The sequence below is a fragment of the Kribbella sp. CA-294648 genome (assembly GCF_050943845.1).
Taxonomy (GTDB): Bacteria; Actinomycetota; Actinomycetes; order Propionibacteriales; family Kribbellaceae; genus Kribbella.
On sequence record NZ_CP191981.1, the window covers coordinates 1425944 to 1449123 of the forward strand.

Sequence of the window (23180 nt, forward strand, 5' to 3'; positions counted from 1 at the left end):
GGCGCCGGCCAGGTCAGGAGATGCGGGAGGCGCCGGGGGAGGGGGTGGCGTCCAGGGAGGTGGGGGTGGGGAAAGTGTTTTCGGCGAAGGCTTTTTCGATGGCGGTGAGGATTGCGGGGGCCTCGGAGGACTCGACCAGGGCGATGATGCAGCCGCCGAAGCCGCCGCCGGTCATGCGGGCACCCAAGGCTCCTGCTGCCAGCGCTGTGTCGACGGCCACGTCCAGTTCCGGGACGGTGATTTCGAAGTCGTCGCGGAGGGAGGCGTGGGAGGCGGTGAAGAGGGGGCCGACGTCGCGGAGACGGCCGGCGCGCATCAGGGCGACTGCTTCCTCCACCCGGCGGATCTCGGTGACGACGTGGCGGACCCGGCGGCGCACGACGTCGTCGGAGAGCCGGGACAGGGCGTCGTCCAGGTCTTCGAAGGCGATCGAGCGAAGCGCCGGTACGCCGAGCTCGGCCGCGGCCTGTTCGCAGGACTGGCGCCTGGCCGCGTACTCGCCGTCGACATGCCGGTGGGGTGCCTTCACATCGACCACCAGCAAGGCCAGACCGTCGGCCGCCGGGTCGAAGGGGATCTGGTCGGTGCTCATCGCCCGGATGTCGAAGTACAGGGCGTGGCCGGCGGTGCAGCACATCGACGCCATCTGGTCCATCAGGCCGACCGGCGCACCGACGTACTGGTTCTCCGCGCGTTGCGCCAGGCGCGCCACCTCCGCCGGATCCACAGAGATGTCGCGCAATCCCAGCAGGGCAACGGCTGTCGCGCAGAGCAACGCGGCCGACGAGGAGAGCCCGGCGCCGGACGGCAGGTCCGACTCGACGAGCAGGTTCGCGCCACCGATCTCGTACTGCGCCTCGCGCAGCACCCACGCCGCACCCGCCGGGTACGCCGCCCAGTCGCCGACCGAGCCCGGGCTGAGCGAGTCGAGGTCGAACGAGATGATCCCGTCCTGACCCGCCGTGGCCACCACGACCACGCCGTCGGTACGGGCCGAGCCGGTGATGGTGATCTGGTTCGGCAGTGCGATCGGCAGCACCAGGCCGTCGTTGTAGTCGGTGTGCTCGCCGATCAGGTTGACCCGGCCGGGTGCGCGCCAGACACCGTCGGGTTCGGCGCCGAAGACCTCCACGAACTTGCTCACGAACCAACCTTCCGCAGTGTCTCGGCAACGAGCTCGGGCAGGGTGTCGGAGATGAAGGCGCCCATGCCCGACTCCGACCCCGCGAGGTACTTGATCTTGTCCTTGGCCCGCCGGATCGACAACAGCTCCAGGTGCAGGTAGCCGAGTTCGCGGTCGACCCGGACCGGCGCCGGGTGCCAGGCGGCGATGTAGGGCAGGGCGTCGCCGTACTGTCCGTCGAAGCGGTTCAGTACGTCGAGGTACAGCTCGGTGAAGTCGTCCCGTTCCTGGCCGGTCAGGTCGGAGATGTCGGCGACCTGGCGCTGCGGGTAGAGGTGCACCTCGACCGGCCAGCGGGCAGCCTGCGGGACGAACGCGGTCCAGGTGTCGTTCTCCACCACGACCCGGCTGCCGTCCTTGCGCTCGGCGGCCAGGGTGTCGGCGAAGAGGTTGCTCCCGGCAACTTCCTGGTACTCCCGGGCGCGCGCCATCAGCGTCTTGATCCGCGGCGGCAGGAACGGGTAGGCGTAGATCTGGCCGTGCGGGTGGCTCAGCGTCACGCCGATCTCGCGGCCGCGGTTCTCGAACGCGAAGACGTACTCGACGTCGGGCCGGGCGCCCAGCTCCGCGGACCGGTCGGCCCAGGCCTCGACGACCAGCCGGGCCTGGCCCTGGGACAGTTCGGTGAAGGACTTGGTGTGGTCGCTGGTGAAGCAGACCACCTCGCACCGGCCGGGTCCGGAGAAGGACGGGAAGCGGTTCTCGAAGACGGCGACGTTGTAGTCGTGGTCCGGGATCTCGGTCGGCTTGCCCGGCTTGCTGGCGTCCAGGGGGCACTGGTCGGCCGGCGGCAGGTAGGTGCGGGTGTTGCGATGGGTGGCGTAGGTGATCACGTCACCGGTCAGCGGGTCGGTCCGGAACTCCGCCTGCGGCTTCGGTGCGGGCAGGCCGCGGCTGTCTTCCAGCGGCACCCGGACCGGCGCGTCGGCCGGGTCGTAGTAGATCAGTTGCCGGCCGTCGGACAGGGTGGTGTCCGTCCGGCGGGCACCGCGGGGGGTGGCGTTCATCGTCCGACCTTCCGGGATAGCGCCGGGAATCGGCGCTGGTGAAACAAACCTAGCCATAAACCATCGTAAACCAACATATTCAAACATGCATCGTTGGACCAGCCACCGGTAGGCTGGATCGATGGACGTCGCCCTACCATCGCGCCCTCCCCTGACCACACGGAGAGGGCGCTAGGAATCCCCAGCTCATGAACGAGACCCTGCTCAACATCGTCCTGATCTTCGTCTTCGTCCTGATCGGTGGCGTCTTCGCCGCGGCCGAGATGGCGCTGGTCTCCCTGCGGGACAGCCAGCTCAAGTCGATCTCCCAGCGCGGCAAGCGCGGCGAAACCGTCGCCCGGGTGGCCGCCAACCCGAACCGCTTCCTGTCCGCCGTCCAGATCGGCGTGACCCTGATGGGGTTCCTGTCCGCCGCCTTCGGTGGCGCGACCCTCGCCGACGGACTGGCGCCGCACCTGGAAGACCTCGGCCTGCCCGAGTCGGTCGCCGGCACGGCCGCGCTGGTGCTGATCACCATCGCCATCTCCTACGTCTCGATCGTGCTCGGTGAGCTCGCGGCCAAGCGGCTCGCCCTGCAGCGAGCCGAGATGTTCGCGCTCGGCCTGGCCCCGCTGGTCGACCGGATCGCGTCGATCGCGCGACCGGTGATCTGGCTGCTGTCCAGGTCGACCGACCTGGTCGTCCGCGCCCTCGGCGGCGACCCGAACGCGAACCGCGAGGTGATGTCGGACGAGGAGTTGCGCGAGATCGTCTCCGCGCACGAGTCGCTCGGTGAGGAGGAACGCCGGATCGTCGACGACGTGTTCGAGGCCGGCAGCCGCCAGCTCCGCGAACTGATGCTGCCCCGCACCGAGGTGGACTTCGTCGACGCGGAGATGCCGGCGTACAAGGCGGTGAAGTTCGCGGCGGAGCGGCCGCACTCGCGCTATCCGGTGATGAACGGCTCGGCCGACGACATCGTCGGGTTCGTGCACGTCCGGGACCTGTTCGACCCGGCGGTCGCCACCCGGTCGGTCCGGGTCGGCGACCTCGCGCGCGACGTCCTGATGCTGCCGGACACGGCCAAGCTGCTGCCGACGCTGACCGAGATGCGCCGGCGGAGCACGCACCTGGCGATCGTGCTGGACGAGTACGGCGGTACGGCGGGCATCGTCACGCTCGAGGACCTGGTCGAGGAACTGATCGGCGACATCAAGGACGAGTACGACGAGGAGTCGGCCGAGACCACCCGGTTGCGCAGTGGCGACATCGAGGTGGACGGCCTGCTCAACCTGGACGACTTCGCCGACGAGACCGGTGTCGAGCTGCCGGACGGCCCGTACGAAACGGTGGCCGGTTTCCTCGCCGCCCAGCTCGGCCGGGTCCCGTCCGTCGGCGATGAAGGCGCCGTCGACGGCTACAAGATCACCGTCACCGAGATGGACGGCCGCCGCGTCTCCCGGGTCCGCGTCCACCTCGTCACCACCGGCGAGCCGGCGCCGGCCGACTTAGAGCCGGACCTCGGCCGGTGACGCGTCCGGGCTGAGGACGCCCAGACGGCTGAGGACGACCAGGCCGCCGACGAAGAAGCCGAGTCCCTGGGCGACCAGCACCGGGATGATGCCGACGACGTCGCCGAGCAGTCCCGCGGCGGTGATGCCGACCAGCAGGGCGGCGCCCTCGGCCGCGAACAGTGCGCCGAAGACCCGGCCGCGGGATGCGTCGTCGGTGAGCCGCTGGATCACGGTCATCAGCCCGGCGGTCAGGAACGCGCCGGGGATGCCGACCGCGATCATGCAGACGAAGGCCGGCGTCAAACCGTCCCAGAACAAGGGATACAGGAACATCACCAGGTCGATCAGCCCGAACGCGACCGCCCCGAACCCCCACAGTTTCGCCGCCGAGAAGCGCGGCCCGGCCGCCGCCGCGATCAGCCCGCCCGCGATCCCGCCGACCGCCTGCGACGAGGTGATCAGCCCGTACGCCGTACCGTCGCCGCCCAGCTCGGCGGACACGAACGGCGCGAACAGAGTGCTCATCGCGCCCTCGCCGACCCCGGTCACCAACCCGAACACGAACACCAGCCGCATCGCCTGCCCGCCAACGCAGATCCGGATCCCCTCGACCCACTCGTCCCGCAACCCCCGTACTGCGGACCGGACGCCGCGAGCGCGTTCCGCCACCACCCGCTCCGGTCGATGCCGTACGCCGAGCAGGAGTCCCATCGCCACGAGGTAAGTGGCAGCATCCGCCAACGCCAGCAGGGGAAGCCCTCCCGCTGCAGCCAGTACTCCGCCAAGAGCGGCGCCGACCAGACGGGCGATGTCGTTGGTCTGGCTGTTCAGTGAGTTGGCGGTGACGAGTTGCCGCGGCTCGACCAGCAACGGCACCAGCGACTGCTCGGCCGGCCGAAAAAATTGCTGAAGGCAACCTTGTGCCAGGATGACCAGGTAGATCACCCAGAGCTGGTTCTCGTCATGGACCAGCAACAGGGGCAGCAATCCCACGGCGTGCAGGACGTTGGTGACGATCATCGTCCGCCGCCGGTCCCACCGGTCGACGAACACCCCGGCCAGCGAACCGAGCAGCACCAACGGCAGGAACGACGCGAGCAGTAGCCCGCCCGACGCCAGCGTCGATCCGGTCATCACGTAGACCTGGAACGCCAGCCCGGTCCGCAGGATCCAGTCGCCGGTCAGCGACACCAGACCGGCGCTGAGCACGAGCCGATAGTCGCGCTGCCGCGCGAGCACCTCCCACAAAGTCCTCATGACTCTTCAGCCCGTGGCACGGTCAGGAGGAAAGTCCTCATGACTCATCGGCCGGTGACACGATCACGATGCGGGTGATGTCGACCAGCCGGCTCCCCGGTGGCCGGGTGGACTTGTCGTCGATCGGCCTCTCATCGACGTACCGCATGAGCAGCGCCTCGAGCTGTTCCTCGAGCTCGGCCAGCTCCTCACCGGTCAGGTAGATGCCGGTGCGGCTGATGCCCGAGTTCTCGCGCCAGACGCGGTCCTCGCTGCTCCGTCGCTGCTGCCAGTCGGCGAGGCTGCCCAGCGCCCGCTCGGCCATCAGTTGCTCCAAGACGTCCGCCGCCGCGGCCGCTTCCGGACTCAGGTCGACATCGCGCCACGACTGCGAGGTGGACACCAGCCGCCACGGCCGCTCCCGGTTGTCCTTGCCCGGCACGGCCTCCACGAAGTCGTACTTCGCCAGCTGCCGCAGGTGATGTGAGGCCAACGCCTGGCTGATCCCCAACCGCCGCGCCGCCTCCGCCGCGGTCAGCGGCCCTTCCTTGCCCAGCAGCGTCTGCAACTCGAGCCGCACCGGATGCGCCATCGCCCGAATCGCCAGCGGGTCGTCCAGCAACCGCCGCCGGCGCGCGTCGTCCGAAGATTCCAAAGACATGCTTGGAATATGACGCGCACGAAACCAGATGTCAAGCCTTTGCTTGGAATGCCCGGGTGAGCGTCAGTCCTTGCGGCCGGACTTCTCCTGCTTGCCCTTCCCCTCGCCTTCCTTCCCCTCGCCTTCCTTCTCCTCGGCTTCCTTCGCCTTCTCCTCGTCCTTCTTCTTGTCCTCGGCCTTCTGCTCCTTGGCCTTTTCGTCGGACTTGGCCGAGGCGCCGGCGTCCGCGGACTGGGTGCGGGAAGGAGTCGGCTTGGCCGGCGCGGAGGTGGTGGCGGTGGTCGGCTTCCGCGCCGGGGACGGCGGCGGGGCCGGAGTGCTGGGGATCGATGCTGCCGGGGGTTTGAACTCGGTCGTGGCCGGCAGCTTGTCCGATTTCGCGTCGAGGACCAAGCCCAGGGTGGTGATGAGCGCGATCGCCAGGACGGCGGCCGCGGCGACGAGACGGTGACGCGAGCGGCGGTTGTGGGGGATCGGCACGACCGGCAACGGCTGGGTCGGGACGATGGCCGGTGGGACGGCGCCGGCGAGGATCTGTGCGGCTGTCGGGCGGTCGGCGGGATCCTTGGCCAGCATCCAGAACAACAACGCCTCGAACTCCCCGGCGAGCTGGGGCCGCAGTTCGCTCGGGGGAGTCGGCATGGTCTCGACGTGCTGGTACATGATCGAGGCCGGATCGTCAGCCATGAACGGCGGATGGCCGGTCACCAACTGGTAGAGCACGCAGCCGAGGGCATAGACGTCCGACGCCGCCCCGGCTGGTTCGCCGCGAGCGCGCTCAGGGGCGAGGTAGTGGCTGGTGCCGACGATCTGCCCGGTCGCGGTCAGTGTGGTCGTCATGTCGCCGAGGATCCGCACGATGCCGAAGTCGGCGATCTTCACCTGGTCGTCGGCGGTGAGCAACAGGTTGCCCGGCTTGATGTCGCGATGGATGAGTCCGTGCCGATGAGCATCGGCCAGGCCGGACGCCACCTGCCGCACGATGCCGAGGGCACGGTCGGGCTCCATCGGCCCGTTGCGCTTCAGCTCCTCGCTGAGCGTCCGGCCCTCGACCAGCTCCATCACGAGATAGAAGGCGTCATTGTGCCGGCCGAAGTCGTACGTCGCCACCACCTGCGGATCGCAGAGCATGGCGGCGGCCCGGGCCTCCCGCTGGAAACGCTGTGCGGCCGCAAGACCCTCCCGGACCGGCAGCAGCAGTTTGATCGCTACCTCACGACCCAGTACTTCGTCCGTGGCGCGATAGACCTCGCCCATTCCGCCGCGACCCAGGGGATCGCCCAGCCGATAACGCCCGGCCACCAGTTCGGTGGTATCTCCAGCTGGCCTCATCGCATGCGCGTACCCAGAAACCGCCGGGCGCATTCGGTCAAAGCCGAGCGCGGAGCCAATCCAATCCGTCGGCGGCGTGGGCCAGCACCGAGATGTGGCTGTCCTTGGCGAAGAGCCGCAACTCGGCGGTCGGGCAGTGGTTCGCCAGCCAGAACCCGTGGGTGCTCGGAACGATGCGGTCCTGCTCGCCGTGCAGCAGCAGGATCGGCGCCGTGATGCTGCCCGGATCGCAGCCCCAGGGAGTCACATAGGAAATGTCGTCGTCGATCAACCCGTACGGACCCGCGTCCATCCCGCGTGACGCGACCGACCCGAGCCACGACCACGGGCCGTCGAACATCGCCAGGTCAGCCGCCGTGAACTCCGGGTCGTACTCGATCCCCGAGGCCTCGTGCGCCTCCTTCACCTCGCGACCGCCAAGCGCCGCTCGCAGGGACGTCACTCCCGACGGGAGCATCCCGCCGAACCAGTCCAGCCCGTCCACGCCGTACGGCGCGATCGCGGCCAGCGTGAGCACGGCCTGCACCCGATCGCGGAGGGTGGCGGCTCCGCCGAGTGCGTAGCACCCGCCGCCGGAGTACCCCACTGCCGCGAAGCGGTCGATGCCGAGGGAGTCGGCGACTTGAGCGAGGTCGTGGGCGGTCGACGCCATCGTGCGACCGGGCGCCGGCGTCGATCCGCCGTACCCCGGCCGGTCGAAAGAGAACCAGCGCAGCCCGAGCCGTTCAGACTTCTCGAGCAGCGGCTCGGGTGGTGCGCCGAGATTCGGTGTGCCGTGCGACCACCAGACGGGGAGGTCGCCGTGACCGGTGTCGTACACGTGCAGCGTGCGTCCGTCGGCCAGCAGCAACTCGGTCTCGTTCATGACGATCACTGTAGGAAAGTGGCGCCTACTCCGGAAAACGGCGAAATGTCGAGGAGCCCCGCATCCCTCCGACCTCTGCTGCGAAGATCCCTTCGACGGAGAGGAACGACCATGAAGTACCTGCTCTTGATCCACAGCAACCCGGTGACCTGGGGACATCCGTCCTTCCTGCACACCGAGGAGGGCAGGAAACTGCCCAAGTCGGCCCGGGAGCTGCTGTCGGCGCAGCTGGAGAAGCTGCTCGCGGAGCTGACCGAGCGCGGCGAGCTGGTGGCGGCCGAACCGCTGGCCTCACCGCGCCAGACCAAGGTGGTCCGCGTCCGCGAGGGCGTCCGGGCCACCACCGACGGCCCGTACTCCGAAGCGAAGGAGCAACTGGCCGGCGTCTTCATCGTCGACGTCGACACTCCCGAGCGAGCCGAGGAGATCGCCGCCCGCATCCCCGAAGCCGAGTTCTACGCCGTCGAGGTTCGCCCGATCGCGACCTAGTGGCCGCACCCACGGACCGCCCCCACTCACAAACCCGCCGCTCCCACGCCGGCGCACGCCGGTGCGCGCGTAGCCGGGTGCGATCAGGTGAGGTTGGTGAGTGGGGGCGGTCCGGTCGCGCTGAGTAGTCGTCAGCTGACCAGGCGGGCGTGGTTGGAGCGGGTGGCGAGTGCCGGGTCGAGGACGCCCAGTGCCAGCCAGGTCGCTCCGCCCACGCCGTCCCGGGCGGTCAGGACCTCGCCGTCGAAGTGCTCGTGAATGCTTTGCCGCAGCAGTTTGCCGACCGGCGACGATTCACCCGCAACACTGCCGGCGAGCACCATCGGGCCGTTGTCCGACGTTGTCCTGAGCCGGCTGACCGTTTCTGTGAGCAGTTCGGCTGCGCGTTTCACCAAGGCGTGGGCGGTCTTGTCATTCTGGTCGTAGGCCGCCACGACCACCCGGGCCAACTCGGCCAGCAGGACCGGCGGACGCGCGTTCACGGTCCGGATCAGGTCGTCACGGAGCCGGTCATAGCCTTCACGCTGCGCGACAGCACCCGGATCGCGGTCCGGTAGTACAGCCTGTACTACGGCCTCGCCGAGGAGCCCGATCGGCTCGCCCAGATCGAGAGCGCGCAGCAGGCTGCGCATTGCCTCCCGGCCGAGCCAGAAGCCGGAGCCGTCGTCACCGAGCAGCCAGCCGTGGCCGTCGGCCGTCCGGGTCAGCCGGTGGTCGCGGACCAGCCCGGCGGCCGATCCGGTGCCCGCGATGAGCACGGTGCCGTCAGCCTCCGGCGTACCGGAGGCGAAAGCCACCTCCAGATCGCCGATGTAGTCGGCCTCGCAGATCAGGCCGGCACCGCTCCAGGCCGCGTCGAACTGGGCCCGGACACCCGGGTTGGACAGTGCCGATCCGCCCGCCGCGCCGATCACCGCGGTCTTCACCAGCGCGGGATCGAGACCTTGCAGCGCCTGGTGAATAGCCTGTCCGAAGTTGGCCGCGGCGCTGGCCGGGTGGCTGGTCGGATTTCCGCCCGCTGCCGCGCCGCGACCGATTACGTTGCCCTCATGGTCCGCGATCACGATCCGGGTGGAGGTGCCGCCGAGGTCGCCGCCCAGGACCAGTGTGGATGCTGGCATCAAGACCACTGATTCCCTTGGTTGCGCGAGTGGGCGTTCGACCGACATAAGCAATGCTCCAAACTGCTCGAAAGGGTCTAGTCGTGAACAATAATGGACAAGGTCACGCAACGGTCCCGATCTGGGAAGAAGAGTGAGATGAGCCTTGACTTTAGCTGTCAGGTGAGAAAAGTTCTGTCCAGCAAACCGCAAACTTGCGCACTTGTCGGCACCAGGAGTGTCGCGGCGATCAATTTAGTCGAGGGGTGGGGCCGCTGATGGCCAGCACGGCAGACGGCAGCGACCAGGCCGGCAACGGGGACGGAACAGCTCTGAGCGCGCACGCCTTTGTTCATGCGCTCACTCCGATCATGGCCGCGGTGACCGCGCAGATCGACGGGCCGATCCAAGCGGCCGCCGATCTGGTCGCCACCTCGCTGCGCGCCAACGGCGTCATCCAGGCCTTCGGCTCCGGCCACTCCGAGGCGCTGGCGATGGAGATCGCCGGCCGCGCGGGTGGCCTGATCGCCACCAACCGGATCGCGTTGCGCGACCTCGTCCTGCTCGGCGGTGAACCGGTCGAGCTGCTGCGTGGTGGCGAGCTCGAGCGCGACCCGTCGTACTCCCGCAAGCTCTACGAACTGTCCGCGGCCCGACCGGGCGACCTGTTCGTGATCGCTTCCAACTCCGGCGTGAACGGCTCGATCGTCGAGCTCGCCTCGGTGGTGAAGGAGAAGGGTCACCCCCTGATCGCGATCACCTCGCTGCAGCACACCAGCGGGGTGGACTCGCGGCACCCGTCCGGCCAGAAGTTGATCGACTTCGCCGACGTGGTGCTCGACAACCATGCTCCGTACGGCGACTCCGTGCTCGATCTGCCCACTGGTGGCAAGGTCTGCGCCGTGTCGTCCATCACCGCCGCGCTGATCGCGCAGATGCTGGTCGCTGAGGTTCTGCGCCGGCTGACCGAGGCCGGCGAGAAGCCACCGGTCTACCTGTCCGCGAACATCCCGGGCGGCGACGACCACAACCACGCCCTTGAAGCACAGTACGCCGGCCGGATCCGGCGTACTGCTTGAAACACTCTCGGAAGGCGGGACCCATGACCACTCCCAACAACCTGTCGCGGCGGCTGTTCCTGCAGCGCGCGGCGGTCGGCACCCTGATGGCCTCCGGCGGCGCGACGCTGCTCTCGGCCTGCGCGAGCGGTGGCGGCGACGAAAACACCGGTGGCGGTGGCGCAGACAAGACGGCGGAGAACCCGTTCGGCGTCAAGGCGGCCGATCCGCTGGACGTGGTGATCTTCAAGGGCGGTTACGGCGACGACTACGCCAAGGCCCACGAGGAGCTGTACAAGAAGAAGTTCCCCGAGGCGGCGATCAAGCACGCCGGGATCACCGACATCACCCCGCAGCTGCAGCCGCGCTTCAACGGCGGCAACCCACCGGACGTGATCGACAACTCCGGCGCCTCGGCGCTGCCGGCGTCGACGCTGGCCACCACCGGTCAGCTCGCCGACCTGACCCAGCTGTTCGACGCCGCCTCGATCGACGACCCGAACAAGAAGGTCCGCGACTCGGTCGAGCCGATCACGCTCGAGGCGGCCCAGCTGAGCGGCAAGCCGTTGCTGCTCAACTACGTGCTGACCGTCTACGCGATCTGGTACAACAAGCCGCTGTTCGCCAAGAACGGCTGGGAGCCCGCCAAGACCTGGCAGGAGTTCCTCGACCTGTGCGAGAAGATCAAGAAGACCGGGATCGCGCCGATGGCCCACCAGGGCAAGCACCCGTACTACATCGGCCAGGTGATGATGGACATGGCCGTCAAGCACGGTGGCCACGACGTCATCAAGGCGATCGACCAACTCGAGCCGAACGCGTGGAAGCACGAGTCGGTCAAGGCCGCCGCCGAGGCGATCCTGGAGATCAAGCGCAAGGGCTACTTCCTGCAGGGCACGGAGGGCCTGGACCACATCCAGTCCCAGACCGCCTGGAACCAGGGCAAGGCCGCGTTCATCCCGTCCGGCTCCTGGCTGGAGAACGAGCAGAAGCCCGTCGCTCCCAAGGACTTCGAGACCACCGCGGCCTTCACCCCGCTGCTGGACGGCTCGAAGCTGCCGGCCGACTGCACCCAGATCGCCGCCGGTGAGCCGTTCATCGTCCCGGAGAAGGCGAAGAACAAGGCCGGCGGCCTGGAGTTCCTGCGGATCATGCTGTCGAAGGAAGCGGCCGGCAAGTTCACCGAGCTGACCGGTTCCCCGACCGTGGTCAAGGGAGCCGGCGAGGGCCTCAAGCTCAGCCCGGGTGCCTCGTCCGCGAGCGCGCTGCTGAAGTCCGGCGGCGAGAACAACTGGACGACGTACTTCGCCGCGTGGTACTCGACGATGGACAAGCCGATCCGTAGCGTGTGGGGAGAGCTTGCCGCCGCCCGCATCACGGCCGACGAGTTCTGCAACCGTGCCCAGAAGATCGCCGACGACACGGCCAAGGACCCGAAGACCGTCAAGCAGTCTCGTACCTGAGTCCGTTGCCCATGTGAGCTGTGCCGGGGGCGGATGTGATCCACGGAGTCGATCCTCCGCCCCCTGCGCTGTTGTAAGGAGAGAGATGCGGCACGGCAGCTATCGGTTCGTCGCGAGTTTCCTCGTGATTCCCCTGGCGTTGTATGCGATCTTCGTGATCTCGCCGTTCGTCCAGGCGTTCTACTACTCGCTGACCGACTGGACCGGCATTTCGCCGAAGTTCGAGTTCGTGGGCCTGGAGAACTTCCAGACGCTGGCCCGCGACACCGTGTTCCGGCAGGCGCTCGGACACAACGTCATCCTGCTGATCGGTGTCCCACTGATCACCATCTTCCTCGCGCTGGTCTTCGCCTACCTGCTGAACGTCGGCGGCCGGTCGAACAGCGCGGGCGTGCAGGGAGTCCGGGGCAACGGCTTCTACAAGCTGGCGTTCTTCATGCCCCAGGTGCTGTCGGTCCCGGTCATCGCGGTGATCTGGTCGGTGGTGATGACGTCGACCGACAACGGTCTGGCCAACACCGTGACCAAGAAGCTCGGCCTGGGCACCTCGCAGTACCTGGCCAGTCCCGACATCGCGCTGTACTGCGTGATGTGGGTGATGGTCTGGGGCAGCGTCGGCTTCTACCTGGTGCTGTTCAACGCGGCCATGTCGGGGATTCCGAAGGACATCTTCGAGGCCGCGATCATCGATGGTGCGGGCCGGTTCGCGACGTTCTACCGGATCACGCTGCCGCTGCTGTGGGACACCATCCAGACGGCCTGGGTATACCTGGCCATCCTGGCGCTGGACGCCTACGCGCTGGTCGCGGTGATGACGGCCGGACCGGGCGGGCCGGACAACGCCACCCAGGTGATGGGGCTGCAGATCGCCGACAACGGCTTCCAGTACGGCCGGGCCGGCTACGCCTCCGCGATGGGTGTCGTGCTGTTCTTCCTGACCCTGCTGATCGCCGCAGTGATGCTCCGGGCCACCCGGCGCGACCGGATCGAATACTGAGGGGCCGGATATGACACTGCAAATAGACGTCGAGGGCACCCGGTCGGCGCCTGCGCCGAAACTCCAGCCGGTCGGCGCCAAGGACCGTGCCTTCAGCCCGGTGAACGTGTTCTCCCACACGGTGCTGATCGCCTGGAGCATCCTGGTGGTCGTGCCCTTCGTCTGGGCGCTGATCGCCTCGCTGAAGAGCACCGGCGAGATCTTCGGCGACAACCCGTGGGCGCTGCCGAAGGAACTGCTGTTCGACAACTTCGCCAAGGCCTGGGACAAGGGCGTCGGCGACTACCTGATGAACAGCGTCGTGGTGGTCACCGGCGGTGTGTTCGGCACCATGCTGTTCGGCTCGATGGTGGCCTACGTGCTGGCCCGCTACGAGTTCCCCGGCAACCGCTTCATCTACTACCTGTTCGCCGCCGGGATGATGTTCCCGACCTTCCTGGCGATCGTGCCGCTGTTCTTCGTGGTCAAGGGCTTCGGCATGGTGTCGACGTACCAGGGCCTGATCCTGGTCTACATCGCCTACTCGCTGCCGTTCACGGTCTTCTTCATGCACGCGTTCTTCCGCACCCTGCCGACCTCGATCGCCGAGGCCGCGCTGGTGGACGGCGCGTCGCACACGACCACGTTCTTCCGGGTGATGCTGCCGATGGCCAAGCCCGGCCTGATCAGCGTCGGCATCTTCAACGTGCTCGGCCAGTTCAACCAGTTCGTCCTCCCGGCCTTCCTGTCGCCGGAGAAGCCGGTGCTGTCCCAGGGCATCGCTACTCTGCTGGGCAGCCAACGCTACGAAAACGAGTGGGGCATTCTGTTCGCCGCCCTCACCATCGCCATGGTTCCGGTGGTCGCTGTCTACCTGGTCTTCTACCGCCAGGTCCAGGCCGGCCTCACCGGCGCGACCCTCAAGTAGCCCTCCCCGCCGACCGCCCCTCCTCCCGGGGCGGTCGGCTTTTCTTTGGCCCCCACACCACCGCTGACGTACTACTCTGCCGAAATGCTGAAACGTCGGACGATCCTGCAGGGCGCGCTCGCCGGTGCCGCGCTGACCGGGTGTTCTTCCGGGAGCAGCCAGCCGCCGGTCAAACCCGACCCGGGCAACCCCTTCAAGGTCTCGGGTGAGGCCGCGCTCGAGGTGGTGGTGGCTGAGGAGTTCGGCGGGTACGGCGCACCGGCGTACCGGCGGAAGTATCCGCATGCGACCGTCACCGCCCCGGTCAGCAAGAAACTCCGGGATGTGCTGCAGCCGCGGTTCTCGGCCGGCACCCCGCCCGACGTCGTCTTCAACTCCGGTGACAGGGCGCTCCCGATCGGCCGGCTGGTCAAGGAAGGCCAGCTCGCGGATCTGAAGGCGGTGCTCACCGCCCCGTCGTGGGACCACAAGAACGTGGCCGCGAAGGACGTCCTGCTCCCCGGCATGCTCGACGCCGGACGGTACGAGGGCACGCTCCGCGCGATCAACTACATCACCACCGTCTACGGTTTCTGGTACTCCACCCAGCTGTTCCAGAAGCACGGCTGGGACGTGCCCCGCACCTGGCCCGAACTGCTGGCCTTGGGCAACGAAATGAAAAAGGCCAAGCTCGACCCCTTCACCTACGCGGGCAAGCACCCGTACTACGCGCTGGAAGCGATCCTGACCCTGGCCGCGAAGACCGGCGGCCACGACGTGCTCAAGCGGATCGACAACCTGGACACCGGCGCCTGGCTCAACAAGTCGGTCACCGTGGCGATCGCCGCCTTCGGGGAGCTGGTCAAGCGCGGGCTGATCGCGAAGGGCAGCTCGCAGCTGGATCATCTCGGCTCGCAGAGCCGGCTGCTGACCTCCAAGGCCGGGCTGCTGCCCTGCGGCAACTGGCTGGAGAACGAGATGAAGGCGGTCATCCCGGCCGGTTTCGGGCTGACCATGTTCGCCCTGCCACCGCTGGACACGTCGCCGGCCCTGCCGCGTGGTCTGCATGTTGCGCCCGCCTCGCCACTGCTGGTGCCGGAGAAGGCCGCGAACAAGCCGGGCGGCCTCGAGTACCTCCGAGCCATGCTGTCCAAGGACGTGGCGGCCCAGGTGACCGCCGAGAGCAACCAGCTGACCGTAGTACGGGGTGCGGCTGACGGACTGGAGCTCAGTACTGCGCTCCGGTCGGCGCGGGATCTCCTGACGGCTGCCGGGGACCAGACGATCACCTGGTACTTCGCGGACTGGTACCCCGAGCTCGGCAAGGTGGCCGCGGAGGCGACCGGGGCCTTCCTGTCCGGGCGGCTGGAGCGCAACGACTGGTCCGCGCAGATCCAGGCTGCGGCCGACAAGCTCAAGCAGGACGAGTCGGTCACGAAGTACCGGCGGGGCTGAGATCTGTTCTTGCGGGAACCCGGGTTGAGTTAGGTTAGGGCAACCTAATACCGACTGTGAGGTTCCGCCATGCGCTCCATCCTCCGGCCGCTCGCGCTGCTGGTCGCTCTGCCGTTGCTCGCGCTCAGCGCCTGCGGTGGCGGTGACCAGAAGGACGCGGCCGCCCAGCCGCAGGCCGGCGCCGAAGCCGGTGCCTTCCCGGTCTCGATCAAGAACAAGTTCGGCACCGCCGAGATCAAGTCCGCGCCGCAGCGGATCGTCGTCGTCGGCCTGGTCGAGCAGGACGCGCTGCTGGCGCTCGGTGTGACGCCGGTCGCCACCACCGAGTGGTTCGGTGAGAAGCCGGGCGCGCTGTTCCCGTGGGCCAAGGCGAAGCTCGGTGACGGCACGCTGCCGCAGGTGCTCAAGGACAAGGACGGCATCCAGTTCGAGAAGATCGCCGCGCTGCGCCCCGACCTGATCATCGGCCTGTACGCCGGAATCACCGCCGAGGACTACCAGAAGCTGAGCGCGCTGGCCCCGACGGTCGCGCAGCTGCCCGGTCCGCCGGACTACAGCGTGGCGTGGCAGGACGTGACCAAGACCGTCGGTCAGGCGGTCGGCAAGTCCAAGGAGGCCGAGGAGCTGGTGAAGGGGATCGAGGCGCGGTTCGAGAAGGTCCGCACCGAGCACCCCGAGTTCAAGGGCAAGACCGCGCTGATGGCCTCGCCGTACGAGGGCTACTTCATCTACGGCAGCCAGGACCCGCGCTCGCGGGTGCTGACCGACCTCGGCTTCACCCTGCCGGCCGATCTGGACAAGGCGATCGGGGGCAAGTTCGGCGCCAACATCAGCACCGAGAAGGCGGCCCTGCTGGACCAGCAGGCGATCGTCTGGTTCCCCGGCAAGGGCGGCACCCAGAAGCTCAAGGAGGACAAGGTCTACAAGGCCCTGAACGTCCGCAAGCAGGGCCGCGACGTCTTCATCGAAGAGGACTACGACAACGACCTGTACGGTGCCACCAGCTTCGTCTCCGTCCTCAGCCTCCCCATCGTCATCGACCAACTGGTCCCCCAACTAGCCAAGGCCATCGACGGCGACCCCGCGACCACCTAGAAGGCCATAATTTCGGCCTTATGGCCAAGTGGAGGGCGCCCGGGTGTGGGGGAGAGCCTGGGCGCTGGCAGAATCGGGCTCATGTCTGCAGCCGCCTCCGACGATGCCCCTGTGCCGGCCACCGGATCCGGGCGGCGTCCACGCGTCCTCTCCGGGATCCAGCCGACCGCGGACTCCTTCCACTTCGGCAACTATCTGGGCGCGGTTCGCCAGTGGGTGGCGCTGCAGGACGACCACGACGCGTTCTACTGCGTGGTCGATCTGCACGCGATCACGGTCGAGTACGACCCGAAGGTACTGCGCGAGCGCACCCGCCGGTCGGTCGCTCAGCTGCTGGCCGCCGGGATCGACCCGGACCGGTCGACGCTGTTCGTCCAGTCGCACGTGCCTGAGCACGCCCAGCTCGGCTGGGTGCTCGGCTGCCTGACCGGCTTCGGCGAGGCCAGCCGGATGACCCAGTTCAAGGACAAGTCGGCCAAGGGTGGCGCCGACCGCGCCACCGTCGGGCTGTTCACCTACCCGATCCTGCAGGCCGCCGACATCCTGCTCTACCAGACCGAGCGCGTCCCGGTCGGCGAGGACCAGCGCCAGCACCTGGAGCTGACCCGCGACCTGGCGCAGCGCTTCAACCACCGGTTCGGCAAGACCTTCCGGCTGCCGGAGCCGTACATCGTCAAGGAGACCGCCAAGATCTCCGACCTGCAGGAGCCGGGCGCGAAGATGAGCAAGTCGTCGTCCTCACCCGGCGGCATCATCGACCTGCTGGACGACCCGAAGGTGAGCGCGAAGAAGATCCGGTCCGCCGTCACCGACTCCGGCCGGGACGTGATCTTCGACCCGGAGAACAAGGCCGGCGTGGCGAACCTGCTGACCATCTACTCCGCGCTCAGCGGCAAGAAGATCAGCGAGCTCGAGGACGAGTACGCCGGCCGTGGCTACGGCGACTTCAAGAAGGACCTGGCCGAGCAGGTGGTCGAGTTCGTCACCCCGTTCCGGGAGAAGACGCTCGGCTACCTGGACGACAAGGCCCAGCTGGACTCCATCCTGGCGGCGGGAGCCGAGCGCGCTCGCGCCGTGACCGAGCCGACGCTGCAGCGGGTCTACGACCGGCTCGGGTTCGTGCCCGGCCCCCCGGTGACCTCCGAGCTGGGCCGGTAGGCCCCGGATGGCGACGATCGGTGTAGCGATCCCGATCGCGGAACCCTACGGCACCGAGCTGCAGAAGTACCGGGCCGAGTTCGGCGATCCGATGGCGTCGTCGATCCCGACCCACGTCACGCTGCTGCCCCCGACCGAGGTGGCCGACGACCAGCTGGCCGCGATCGACGAACACCTGCTGGAGGTGGCGGCCCGGTTCCCGAGCTTCCGGATCCGGCTGCGCGGTACGGCGACCTTCCGGCCGATCTCGCCGGTCGTGTTCGTGCCCCTGGCCGAGGGGATCTCCTCCTGCGAGGTGCTGCAGTCGCAGGTGCGGTCCGGCCCACTGGAGGTCGAGCTGCGTTTCCCGTACCACCCGCACGTCACGGTGGCCCACGACCTGGAGAAGGCCGCACTGGACCGCGCGTACGACGCCCTGGCGGAGTATGACTGCGCCTTCGACGTGGCGGAGTTCAGCCGGTACGAGCACGGCGCCGACGGCGTGTGGCGGCCGCAGCGGTCGTTCCCGCTGGCAGGGTAGGACTCCTTACCCGGGGTACAGGAGCCGCATGGGGATCAAGGATCGGGGCAAAGCGGTCTGGGCGCGTTTCAGCCGGACACAGCTGTGGCGGGCCTGGAAACGGTACGGCGATCGGCGCGGCAACCGGTTGGCGGGTGCGACGAGCTTCTTCGGCTTCCTGTCGATGTTCCCGCTGATCGTGCTGTCCGCCGCGGTCACCGGTGAGTTCCTGAGCCAGGCCGCGGTGGAGCGGCTGAAGACGGCGATCAAGACGAACCTGCCGGGGATCGGCGACCAGATCGACCTGGACGCGCTGATCAGCAACGCCGCCACCATCGGACTGATCTCCGGTGCCACGCTGTTGCTGACCGGGCTGGGCTGGATCGACTCGCTGCGCGCCTCGATCCGTTCGATGCACGAGCTGGACGACCAGCCGGGCAACATCGTCAAGCTGAAGCTCATCGATCTCGGCGCCCTGATCGGCCTCGGCGTCATCGGCCTGATCGCCACCGGCGCGTCCTCGATCCTGGTCGGACTGTCGGACAACATCGTCGAATGGGCCGGCCTCGACGGCACCTGGCTGGCGAACTGGGGCATCACCCTGTTCAGCATCGTCGTCGGTATCGGCGCGGGTGGGGTGCTGTTCCTCTACCTGCAGACCGCCATGCCCCGAATCATCCTGCCGCGCAAGGTAGCCCTGATCGCAGCCCTGGCCGGCGGCATCGTCTTCTACCTCGCCCAGCAGTTGGGCAACAGCTACGTCAAGAACGTGATGGGCAACAACGCGGCGTACGGCACCCTGGCCCTCCCGCTGGCCCTGCTGGTGTGGATCTACCTGATGACCCGGGTCATCATGCTGATCGCCGCCTGGACCAAGGAAGCCACCCTCGACCACCGCTGGCACACCGGCGAAGCCGAAGAAGCAGCCCGAGCCGCCATGCCCTTCGAAACAGACCCCGACACCACCCCGAACGTCGCCCACACCCGTCGCGACTCGTCGCCCGTTCCCCCAACCAAGGACGGCGACCTCCTGCCAGGACCACCCGGCAAGAAATACAAGGTAATCCCCATCCCAGCCCGCAAGGCCGACACCGTCGCAGTAGCCGCCGGCGCCCTCCTAGGCGCCACCGCCACAGCCCTGACAGTCCACCTAACCCGAGCAGCCCGCTCCATCAAACGCTGACGTACTAGTGGCGCCGGGACCTTGACGCTGCTTTGGCTCGGGCGCGTAGGGCTTTGGGCCGGCGGAGGAAGAGGGGGAGTAGGAGGAACGCTGGGGCGGCGTAGGTCCACTCGGGGAGTCTGAAGGCTACTGAGTGGACTACTGCGGCTGCGACCAGGGCTGGGCGGTTGCGGCGGGGTGGGAGGGCTGGGGCCTTCTTGGAGGTGTTGGGGCCGGTGCCCTCGGTGGTTTTCGGGGGTGCGGCGGCAGCCGGCTTCACCAGGGTGCCGACCGGGGTCAGGGCGTCGTACGAGGTGAAGCCCCAGTTGAGGAGTTTGGTGGCGTCTTCGGTGATGCCGTGGGGGGAGTTCATCAGGGTGACGACCAGGGTGTGGCCGTTGCGGCGGGCGGCTCCGATGAAGGTGTTGCGGGCCAGGGTGGTGTAGCCGGTCTTCACGCCGACGGCGCCGTCGTACTTGAACAGCAGCTTGTTCTGGTTGGCGACCTGGTAGGTGCCGCCCTTCTTCGCCAGCGGGAAGTTCGTGAACTTCGTCGCCGCGTACTTCGCGAAGTCCGGCCGCCGCAACCCCGCCTGGGCAAAGAGCGCCAGGTCGTACGCACTCGAGTACTGCCCGTCCGCATCCAGCCCGGTCGGGTCAGTCACATGCGTGTCCAGCGCACCGAGCTCGGCGGCCTTCTGGTTCATCCGCTGGATGGTGCCCTGTACGCCGCCCTTGTCGTGGGTCACCAGGGCGTTCACCGCATCGTTGCCGGAACCCAGGAACATCCCCTCGAACAGCAGGTCGACGCTGTAGGTCAGGCCGGGGTACACACCGACCTTGCTACCGACAATGCGGGCGTCCTCGTTGGTGCCGACAACCTGGTCGGCCTTGTTGAGCCGCGGCAGCAGCACCAGCGCAGTGAGCGTCTTGAGCGTGCTGGCCGGCCGCAGCTTGGCGTGTGGCGCCTTGGCCGCCAGTATCTCGCCGGTATCGATGTCAGCCAGCACGTACGCCGACGCCTGCACGGCCGGCGGCTTCGCCCCAGCGGCGACAACCGTCGGCTCCGTGGTCAGCTGTGCGCCGCCGACCGGAGTACTGACACCCTGGTCGGCGGCGGTCGCTGCAAGCGGACCAGTCACCGCGAGAGCCGTGGAGGCTACCGCAGTGGCGCAGGCCGTCAGGAGGACACGCATCGGCGGCACTCTAGACGGCCCACGGTCCACCAGGCCATGCAGGGGCAGACACCTCTCAGGCGCGGTACGCCGTCCAGGCGTTGCTGATCCTGGTGCTCTGGCCCGGGGTGAACTGGTTGTAGCAGGAGTCGTAGGAGTAGTCCATGTAGTTGTGGATCGGGTCAAGGCCGGGCAGCGAGCAGGAGTTGCGACCAGTCGGGCAGCCGGAGCTGGCGCTGCCTTGCGCCGGGGTGTCGGCTACCGAGTCGTTCGTGCTCGTGCAGCCGCCCTGGAAGGTGTGGTAGAGCCCGAACCAGTGACCGGCCTCGTGCGTCGCCGTCTTGCCGAGGTTGAAGTTCGTGGCCGATCCGCCGGGCAGTGAGGTGTACTGCACCCGGATGCCATCGATCTTCGGGTTGCTCGCGTAGTCCCAGGGCCAGGTCGCGATGCCGAGGTACGAGAAGTTGACCAGCCAGATGTTGAGCGCGTTCTTGCCGCCCTTGCGGGTCTGCGACCGGTACGTCGTACTCTGGCCGTCCCGGTGCCAGGTGCTGTTGTTGTACCGGTAGGTGCCGGCCAGTGTGAACGTGAAGCCGGTGTTCGCCGCGGCCGACGACTCGCCACCGGCGAAGTTCTGGTTCAGCTCGGCGATCTGCCGGCTGATCTGCGTGTTCGTGACGTCACCGGCGCCGCTGCTGCTCCGCATCACGTGGACATAGACCGGCACGTTGGCGGCGGCGAGCCGGCCGGCCTTCGGTGCGAGTCCACGAGCCTGCTTGGCGGCGACCAACTGCGCCGTCTTCGCATCGACGGCCTTCTGCTCGGCCGCGGACAGCTCCCGGTGGTCAGGGCCGTGACCACCACGCGCCGACGGCCCTTCGGCCGGTTCGAAACACGGGTTGGTCAACTGGTCGGCCGGCAGCTTGGCGTTGGCCTGGCCGCCGAGGGGGCTGAAGGCGAGCGCCGTACCGGCAAGGATCACGGCCAGGGCGCGGGGGCGGGTCAAGAGAGATCGCATAGAGCGCTCCTCGGATCATGGGCCGCGGGGCGGGCGGCCCGACCACCCGATTTTGAGCGTCATTCCGCAGAGTGCAAAGCCGTTCACTGTCCGATAGGTGCCACGGCAGTACTACGCCGAACCCGCTGAGCGCGGCGCGATCAGGACCGTGTTCGGTGGTTGGGCCTGGGGCGAGGAACCGGCGGTGATGAGGTCGGCTCGGGCCCAGGGGCGGTCGGCTGAGAGGAACGGGTTCTCGGCGGCCATCCAGGTGTGCCAGAAGGCGATGGTTGCTTCGGTGTCGCCGTTGACGCCTGAGGCGAGGTCCCGGGCGAGGCCGCGACGCTCCGCTTCGGAGTAGTCGGACTGGACCCAGATCAGGCAGTCGATCAGGTCGGAGAGCTCCCGACGGCCGGCGCCGACGCCCTCGACGACCACCATCGACCGGCCGGACGGTACGACGATGGCGCCCGAGCGGTCGTGGTCCTCCCACGCCGGAGGACGGTACGAGACGGCTTCGCCCCGTCGAAGTGGTTCCAGTACGCCGTCGGCAAGAAGCTCGGCCCACCCGAACATCGGAGCGTTCCAGGCGACATCGTCGACGTGAACCACCGCGGACTCCGGTACGACGTCCGCCAGCCGCCGCGCGAGTGTGGACTTGCCACCCCCGCTGCGCCCATCGACCGCGACGATGCAAGGACGTCCAGATGGCACCTCACCGGCACACTCGCGCACCACCCCGGCGAGATCAGCGAGCGCAACGGCCCGCCACGAATCAACCGCCTGCTCACCGGGTCCTGGTCGCATCATCACCCCCACAGTCTGCCAAGCCGGCCGCCTATGATGAGGCGATGGGAGACGGTAGTTGTGGATGACGAGGAAGCGGTCGCAGCTGTGCTGGTGCCGCCGCAGCTCAAGCGGTTCAGGGAGCTCTGCGAGGTCGACGGGCCGATCGAACCGCGCTTCGACGGCTACACGAAACACGTGCTCCTCACCGAGGACCGAGCGTTCCTCTTCCCGCGCAACCACACGATCGTGGACCAGCTCGAGCGCGAATGCGACGTCTACTCGACCGTCGATCACCCGCTCGTCGCCAAGCTGCTCGGCCGGTGGGACGAGCCGGCCATCTCGCCGTACCCGTTCTTCGCCGTCACCCGGTTCCGAGGCTCCAGCCCCGGCGAGATCTCCCCGGAGCAGCTGCCAACGATCGCCGAGCAGCTGGGCGCGGCGCTCGCGGCAAGCCACGAAATCGACGTGAACAGCACCCCACAGCGACTCTGGGCCAACGCCTGGTCCGATCCACCGGCCACGCCCCCGACCGCAGCCGACTGCTATTCACCAGTCCGCGACCTGGGCGGCGCCGAGCACCTGACCGAAGCCGCCGGACCTCTCAGCCCAGCAGCGCGCAAGACGTTGCTCGACGCCCTCGAAGCTGTCGAAGCAATGGACCCGGTCCTCGCCCACGGCGACCTCCACGAGGGACACCTCCTGCTGGACGACTCCGGGACATTGACCGGCGTTCTCGACTGGGGGTTCGGAGGCGTGCTGTCTCCCATCGTCGACTTCACCTGCAGCCAGTGGGACAGCACCAGCTGGGCCGCCGAAACCTCGTACGGCGACCTCCGCCACCACCTCTGGACGTCGTACGCCGAACACCGCTCGGCACCGCTCCCGGCCTGGGAACAGATCCACCTGGCGCTGACCACCTTCGACATCGTCGCGCTCGCTCCCGAGACCCAGACGCACTACTACTGGCAGAAGAGCCCCGAATGGCAAGCCACCCGCCGAGCCGCCGCCCAGGCCTGCCTGCCAGCCCTGCTCGACTGAGCGGCTGCGTTTCCGGTCGACTCTGGACAGTTCGGCGGTCGAC

The 23180-nt window shown here is 68.1% G+C and carries 22 protein-coding genes; 12 read left to right on the plus strand and 10 right to left on the minus strand.

Translation table 11 applies throughout. The features are described from left to right. Positions 1 to 13: 13 nt before the first annotated feature. Both galK and galT read right to left on the minus strand, forming a co-directional pair. Complete coding sequence (gene galK / locus ACQPYM_RS06975) at positions 14 to 1144, minus strand: galactokinase (protein ID WP_433016608.1); 1131 nt, start codon at positions 1142 to 1144, stop codon at positions 14 to 16. Next, positions 1141 to 2190, minus strand: coding sequence for a galactose-1-phosphate uridylyltransferase (gene galT, locus ACQPYM_RS06980; RefSeq protein ID WP_433016611.1), 1050 nt, complete (start codon positions 2188 to 2190; stop codon positions 1141 to 1143). Before galT ends, galK begins: the two co-directional genes overlap by 4 nt. 188 nt (positions 2191 to 2378) lie before the next feature. On the opposite strand from galT, the gene ACQPYM_RS06985 reads away from it, so the two are divergent. Beyond that, positions 2379 to 3701 (plus strand): hemolysin family protein, encoded by a 1323-nt coding sequence (locus ACQPYM_RS06985; RefSeq protein ID WP_433016614.1) that lies wholly within the window; start codon positions 2379 to 2381, stop codon positions 3699 to 3701. Here the strand turns inward: ACQPYM_RS06985 and ACQPYM_RS06990 are convergent. The 4 genes from ACQPYM_RS06990 to ACQPYM_RS07005 all read right to left on the minus strand — a co-directional run bounded on the left by ACQPYM_RS06990 (position 3678) and on the right by ACQPYM_RS07005 (position 7777). Beyond that, positions 3678 to 4940 (minus strand): MFS transporter, encoded by a 1263-nt coding sequence (locus ACQPYM_RS06990; protein WP_433016617.1) that lies wholly within the window; start codon positions 4938 to 4940, stop codon positions 3678 to 3680. The two genes, ACQPYM_RS06985 and ACQPYM_RS06990, sit on opposite strands and share 24 nt — an antisense overlap. Before the next feature lie 37 nt (positions 4941 to 4977). Next, the gene (locus ACQPYM_RS06995; RefSeq protein ID WP_433016620.1) at positions 4978 to 5580 is read right to left on the minus strand and encodes an ArsR/SmtB family transcription factor; all 603 of its coding nucleotides are present in this window, start codon (positions 5578 to 5580) and stop codon (positions 4978 to 4980) included. Between the two features lie 63 nt (positions 5581 to 5643). After that, positions 5644 to 6882, minus strand: coding sequence for a serine/threonine-protein kinase (locus tag ACQPYM_RS07000; protein WP_433016623.1), 1239 nt, complete (start codon positions 6880 to 6882; stop codon positions 5644 to 5646). Between the two features lie 67 nt (positions 6883 to 6949). Then, positions 6950 to 7777, minus strand: a complete 828-nt coding sequence (locus ACQPYM_RS07005; RefSeq protein ID WP_433016626.1) for an alpha/beta fold hydrolase — start codon at positions 7775 to 7777, stop codon at positions 6950 to 6952. Between the two features lie 111 nt (positions 7778 to 7888). On the opposite strand from ACQPYM_RS07005, the gene ACQPYM_RS07010 reads away from it, so the two are divergent. Then, a complete protein-coding gene (locus ACQPYM_RS07010) occupies positions 7889 to 8266 on the plus strand; it encodes a YciI family protein (protein WP_433016629.1) in 378 nt (125 codons plus the stop codon). A gap of 131 nt (positions 8267 to 8397) precedes the next feature. Here the strand turns inward: ACQPYM_RS07010 and ACQPYM_RS07015 are convergent, their stop codons facing one another. Then, positions 8398 to 9387 (minus strand): N-acetylglucosamine kinase, encoded by a 990-nt coding sequence (locus ACQPYM_RS07015; protein WP_433016632.1) that lies wholly within the window; start codon positions 9385 to 9387, stop codon positions 8398 to 8400. A 257-nt stretch (positions 9388 to 9644) separates the two neighbouring features. Between ACQPYM_RS07015 and ACQPYM_RS07020 the strand changes: the two genes are divergently transcribed. The 9 genes from ACQPYM_RS07020 (at position 9645) to ACQPYM_RS07060 (ending at position 19160) form a co-directional block, all read left to right on the plus strand. After that, the gene (locus tag ACQPYM_RS07020; RefSeq protein WP_433016635.1) at positions 9645 to 10445 is read left to right on the plus strand and encodes a sugar isomerase domain-containing protein; all 801 of its coding nucleotides are present in this window, start codon (positions 9645 to 9647) and stop codon (positions 10443 to 10445) included. A 23-nt stretch (positions 10446 to 10468) separates the two neighbouring features. Further along, on the plus strand, positions 10469 to 11887 hold the full coding sequence (gene ngcE, locus ACQPYM_RS07025) for an N-acetylglucosamine/diacetylchitobiose ABC transporter substrate-binding protein (protein WP_433016638.1): 1419 nt from the start codon (positions 10469 to 10471) through the stop codon (positions 11885 to 11887). Positions 11888 to 11972: 85 nt separating this feature from the next. Next, positions 11973 to 12884 (plus strand): carbohydrate ABC transporter permease, encoded by a 912-nt coding sequence (locus tag ACQPYM_RS07030; RefSeq protein ID WP_433016641.1) that lies wholly within the window; start codon positions 11973 to 11975, stop codon positions 12882 to 12884. 10 nt (positions 12885 to 12894) lie between these two features. After that, complete coding sequence (locus tag ACQPYM_RS07035; protein WP_433016644.1) at positions 12895 to 13791, plus strand: carbohydrate ABC transporter permease; 897 nt, start codon at positions 12895 to 12897, stop codon at positions 13789 to 13791. A gap of 84 nt (positions 13792 to 13875) precedes the next feature. After that, entirely contained in the window at positions 13876 to 15225 is a 1350-nt protein-coding gene (ngcE, locus tag ACQPYM_RS07040; protein ID WP_433016647.1) for an N-acetylglucosamine/diacetylchitobiose ABC transporter substrate-binding protein, read from the plus strand. 69 nt (positions 15226 to 15294) lie between these two features. After that, entirely contained in the window at positions 15295 to 16320 is a 1026-nt protein-coding gene (locus tag ACQPYM_RS07045) for an iron-siderophore ABC transporter substrate-binding protein (protein WP_433016650.1), read from the plus strand. An 81-nt stretch (positions 16321 to 16401) separates the two neighbouring features. Continuing rightward, on the plus strand, positions 16402 to 17478 hold the full coding sequence (gene trpS, locus ACQPYM_RS07050; RefSeq protein WP_433016653.1) for a tryptophan--tRNA ligase: 1077 nt from the start codon (positions 16402 to 16404) through the stop codon (positions 17476 to 17478). Between the two features lie 7 nt (positions 17479 to 17485). Then, a complete protein-coding gene (locus ACQPYM_RS07055) occupies positions 17486 to 17998 on the plus strand; it encodes a 2'-5' RNA ligase family protein (protein ID WP_433016656.1) in 513 nt (170 codons plus the stop codon). Between the two features lie 28 nt (positions 17999 to 18026). Next, positions 18027 to 19160, plus strand: coding sequence for a YihY/virulence factor BrkB family protein (locus tag ACQPYM_RS07060; protein WP_433016659.1), 1134 nt, complete (start codon positions 18027 to 18029; stop codon positions 19158 to 19160). Positions 19161 to 19164: 4 nt separating this feature from the next. Here ACQPYM_RS07060 and ACQPYM_RS07065 read toward each other — a convergent pair whose 3' ends face one another. The 3 genes from ACQPYM_RS07065 to ACQPYM_RS07075 all read right to left on the minus strand — a co-directional run bounded on the left by ACQPYM_RS07065 (position 19165) and on the right by ACQPYM_RS07075 (position 22120). Next, on the minus strand, positions 19165 to 20334 hold the full coding sequence (locus tag ACQPYM_RS07065) for a D-alanyl-D-alanine carboxypeptidase family protein (protein WP_433016662.1): 1170 nt from the start codon (positions 20332 to 20334) through the stop codon (positions 19165 to 19167). A gap of 55 nt (positions 20335 to 20389) precedes the next feature. Further along, positions 20390 to 21331 (minus strand): zinc metalloprotease, encoded by a 942-nt coding sequence (locus ACQPYM_RS07070; protein ID WP_433016665.1) that lies wholly within the window; start codon positions 21329 to 21331, stop codon positions 20390 to 20392. A 111-nt stretch (positions 21332 to 21442) separates the two neighbouring features. Continuing rightward, positions 21443 to 22120 carry a uridine kinase family protein gene (locus ACQPYM_RS07075; protein WP_433016668.1) on the minus strand — a complete coding sequence of 226 codons (678 nt, stop codon included), beginning with the start codon at positions 22118 to 22120 and terminating at the stop codon, positions 21443 to 21445. 57 nt (positions 22121 to 22177) lie between these two features. Between ACQPYM_RS07075 and ACQPYM_RS07080 the strand changes: the two genes are divergently transcribed. Further along, positions 22178 to 23137: a phosphotransferase family protein gene (locus ACQPYM_RS07080; protein ID WP_433016671.1), complete on the plus strand. Its 960-nt coding sequence runs from the start codon at positions 22178 to 22180 to the stop codon at positions 23135 to 23137. The last annotated feature ends 43 nt before the right edge of the window (positions 23138 to 23180 follow it).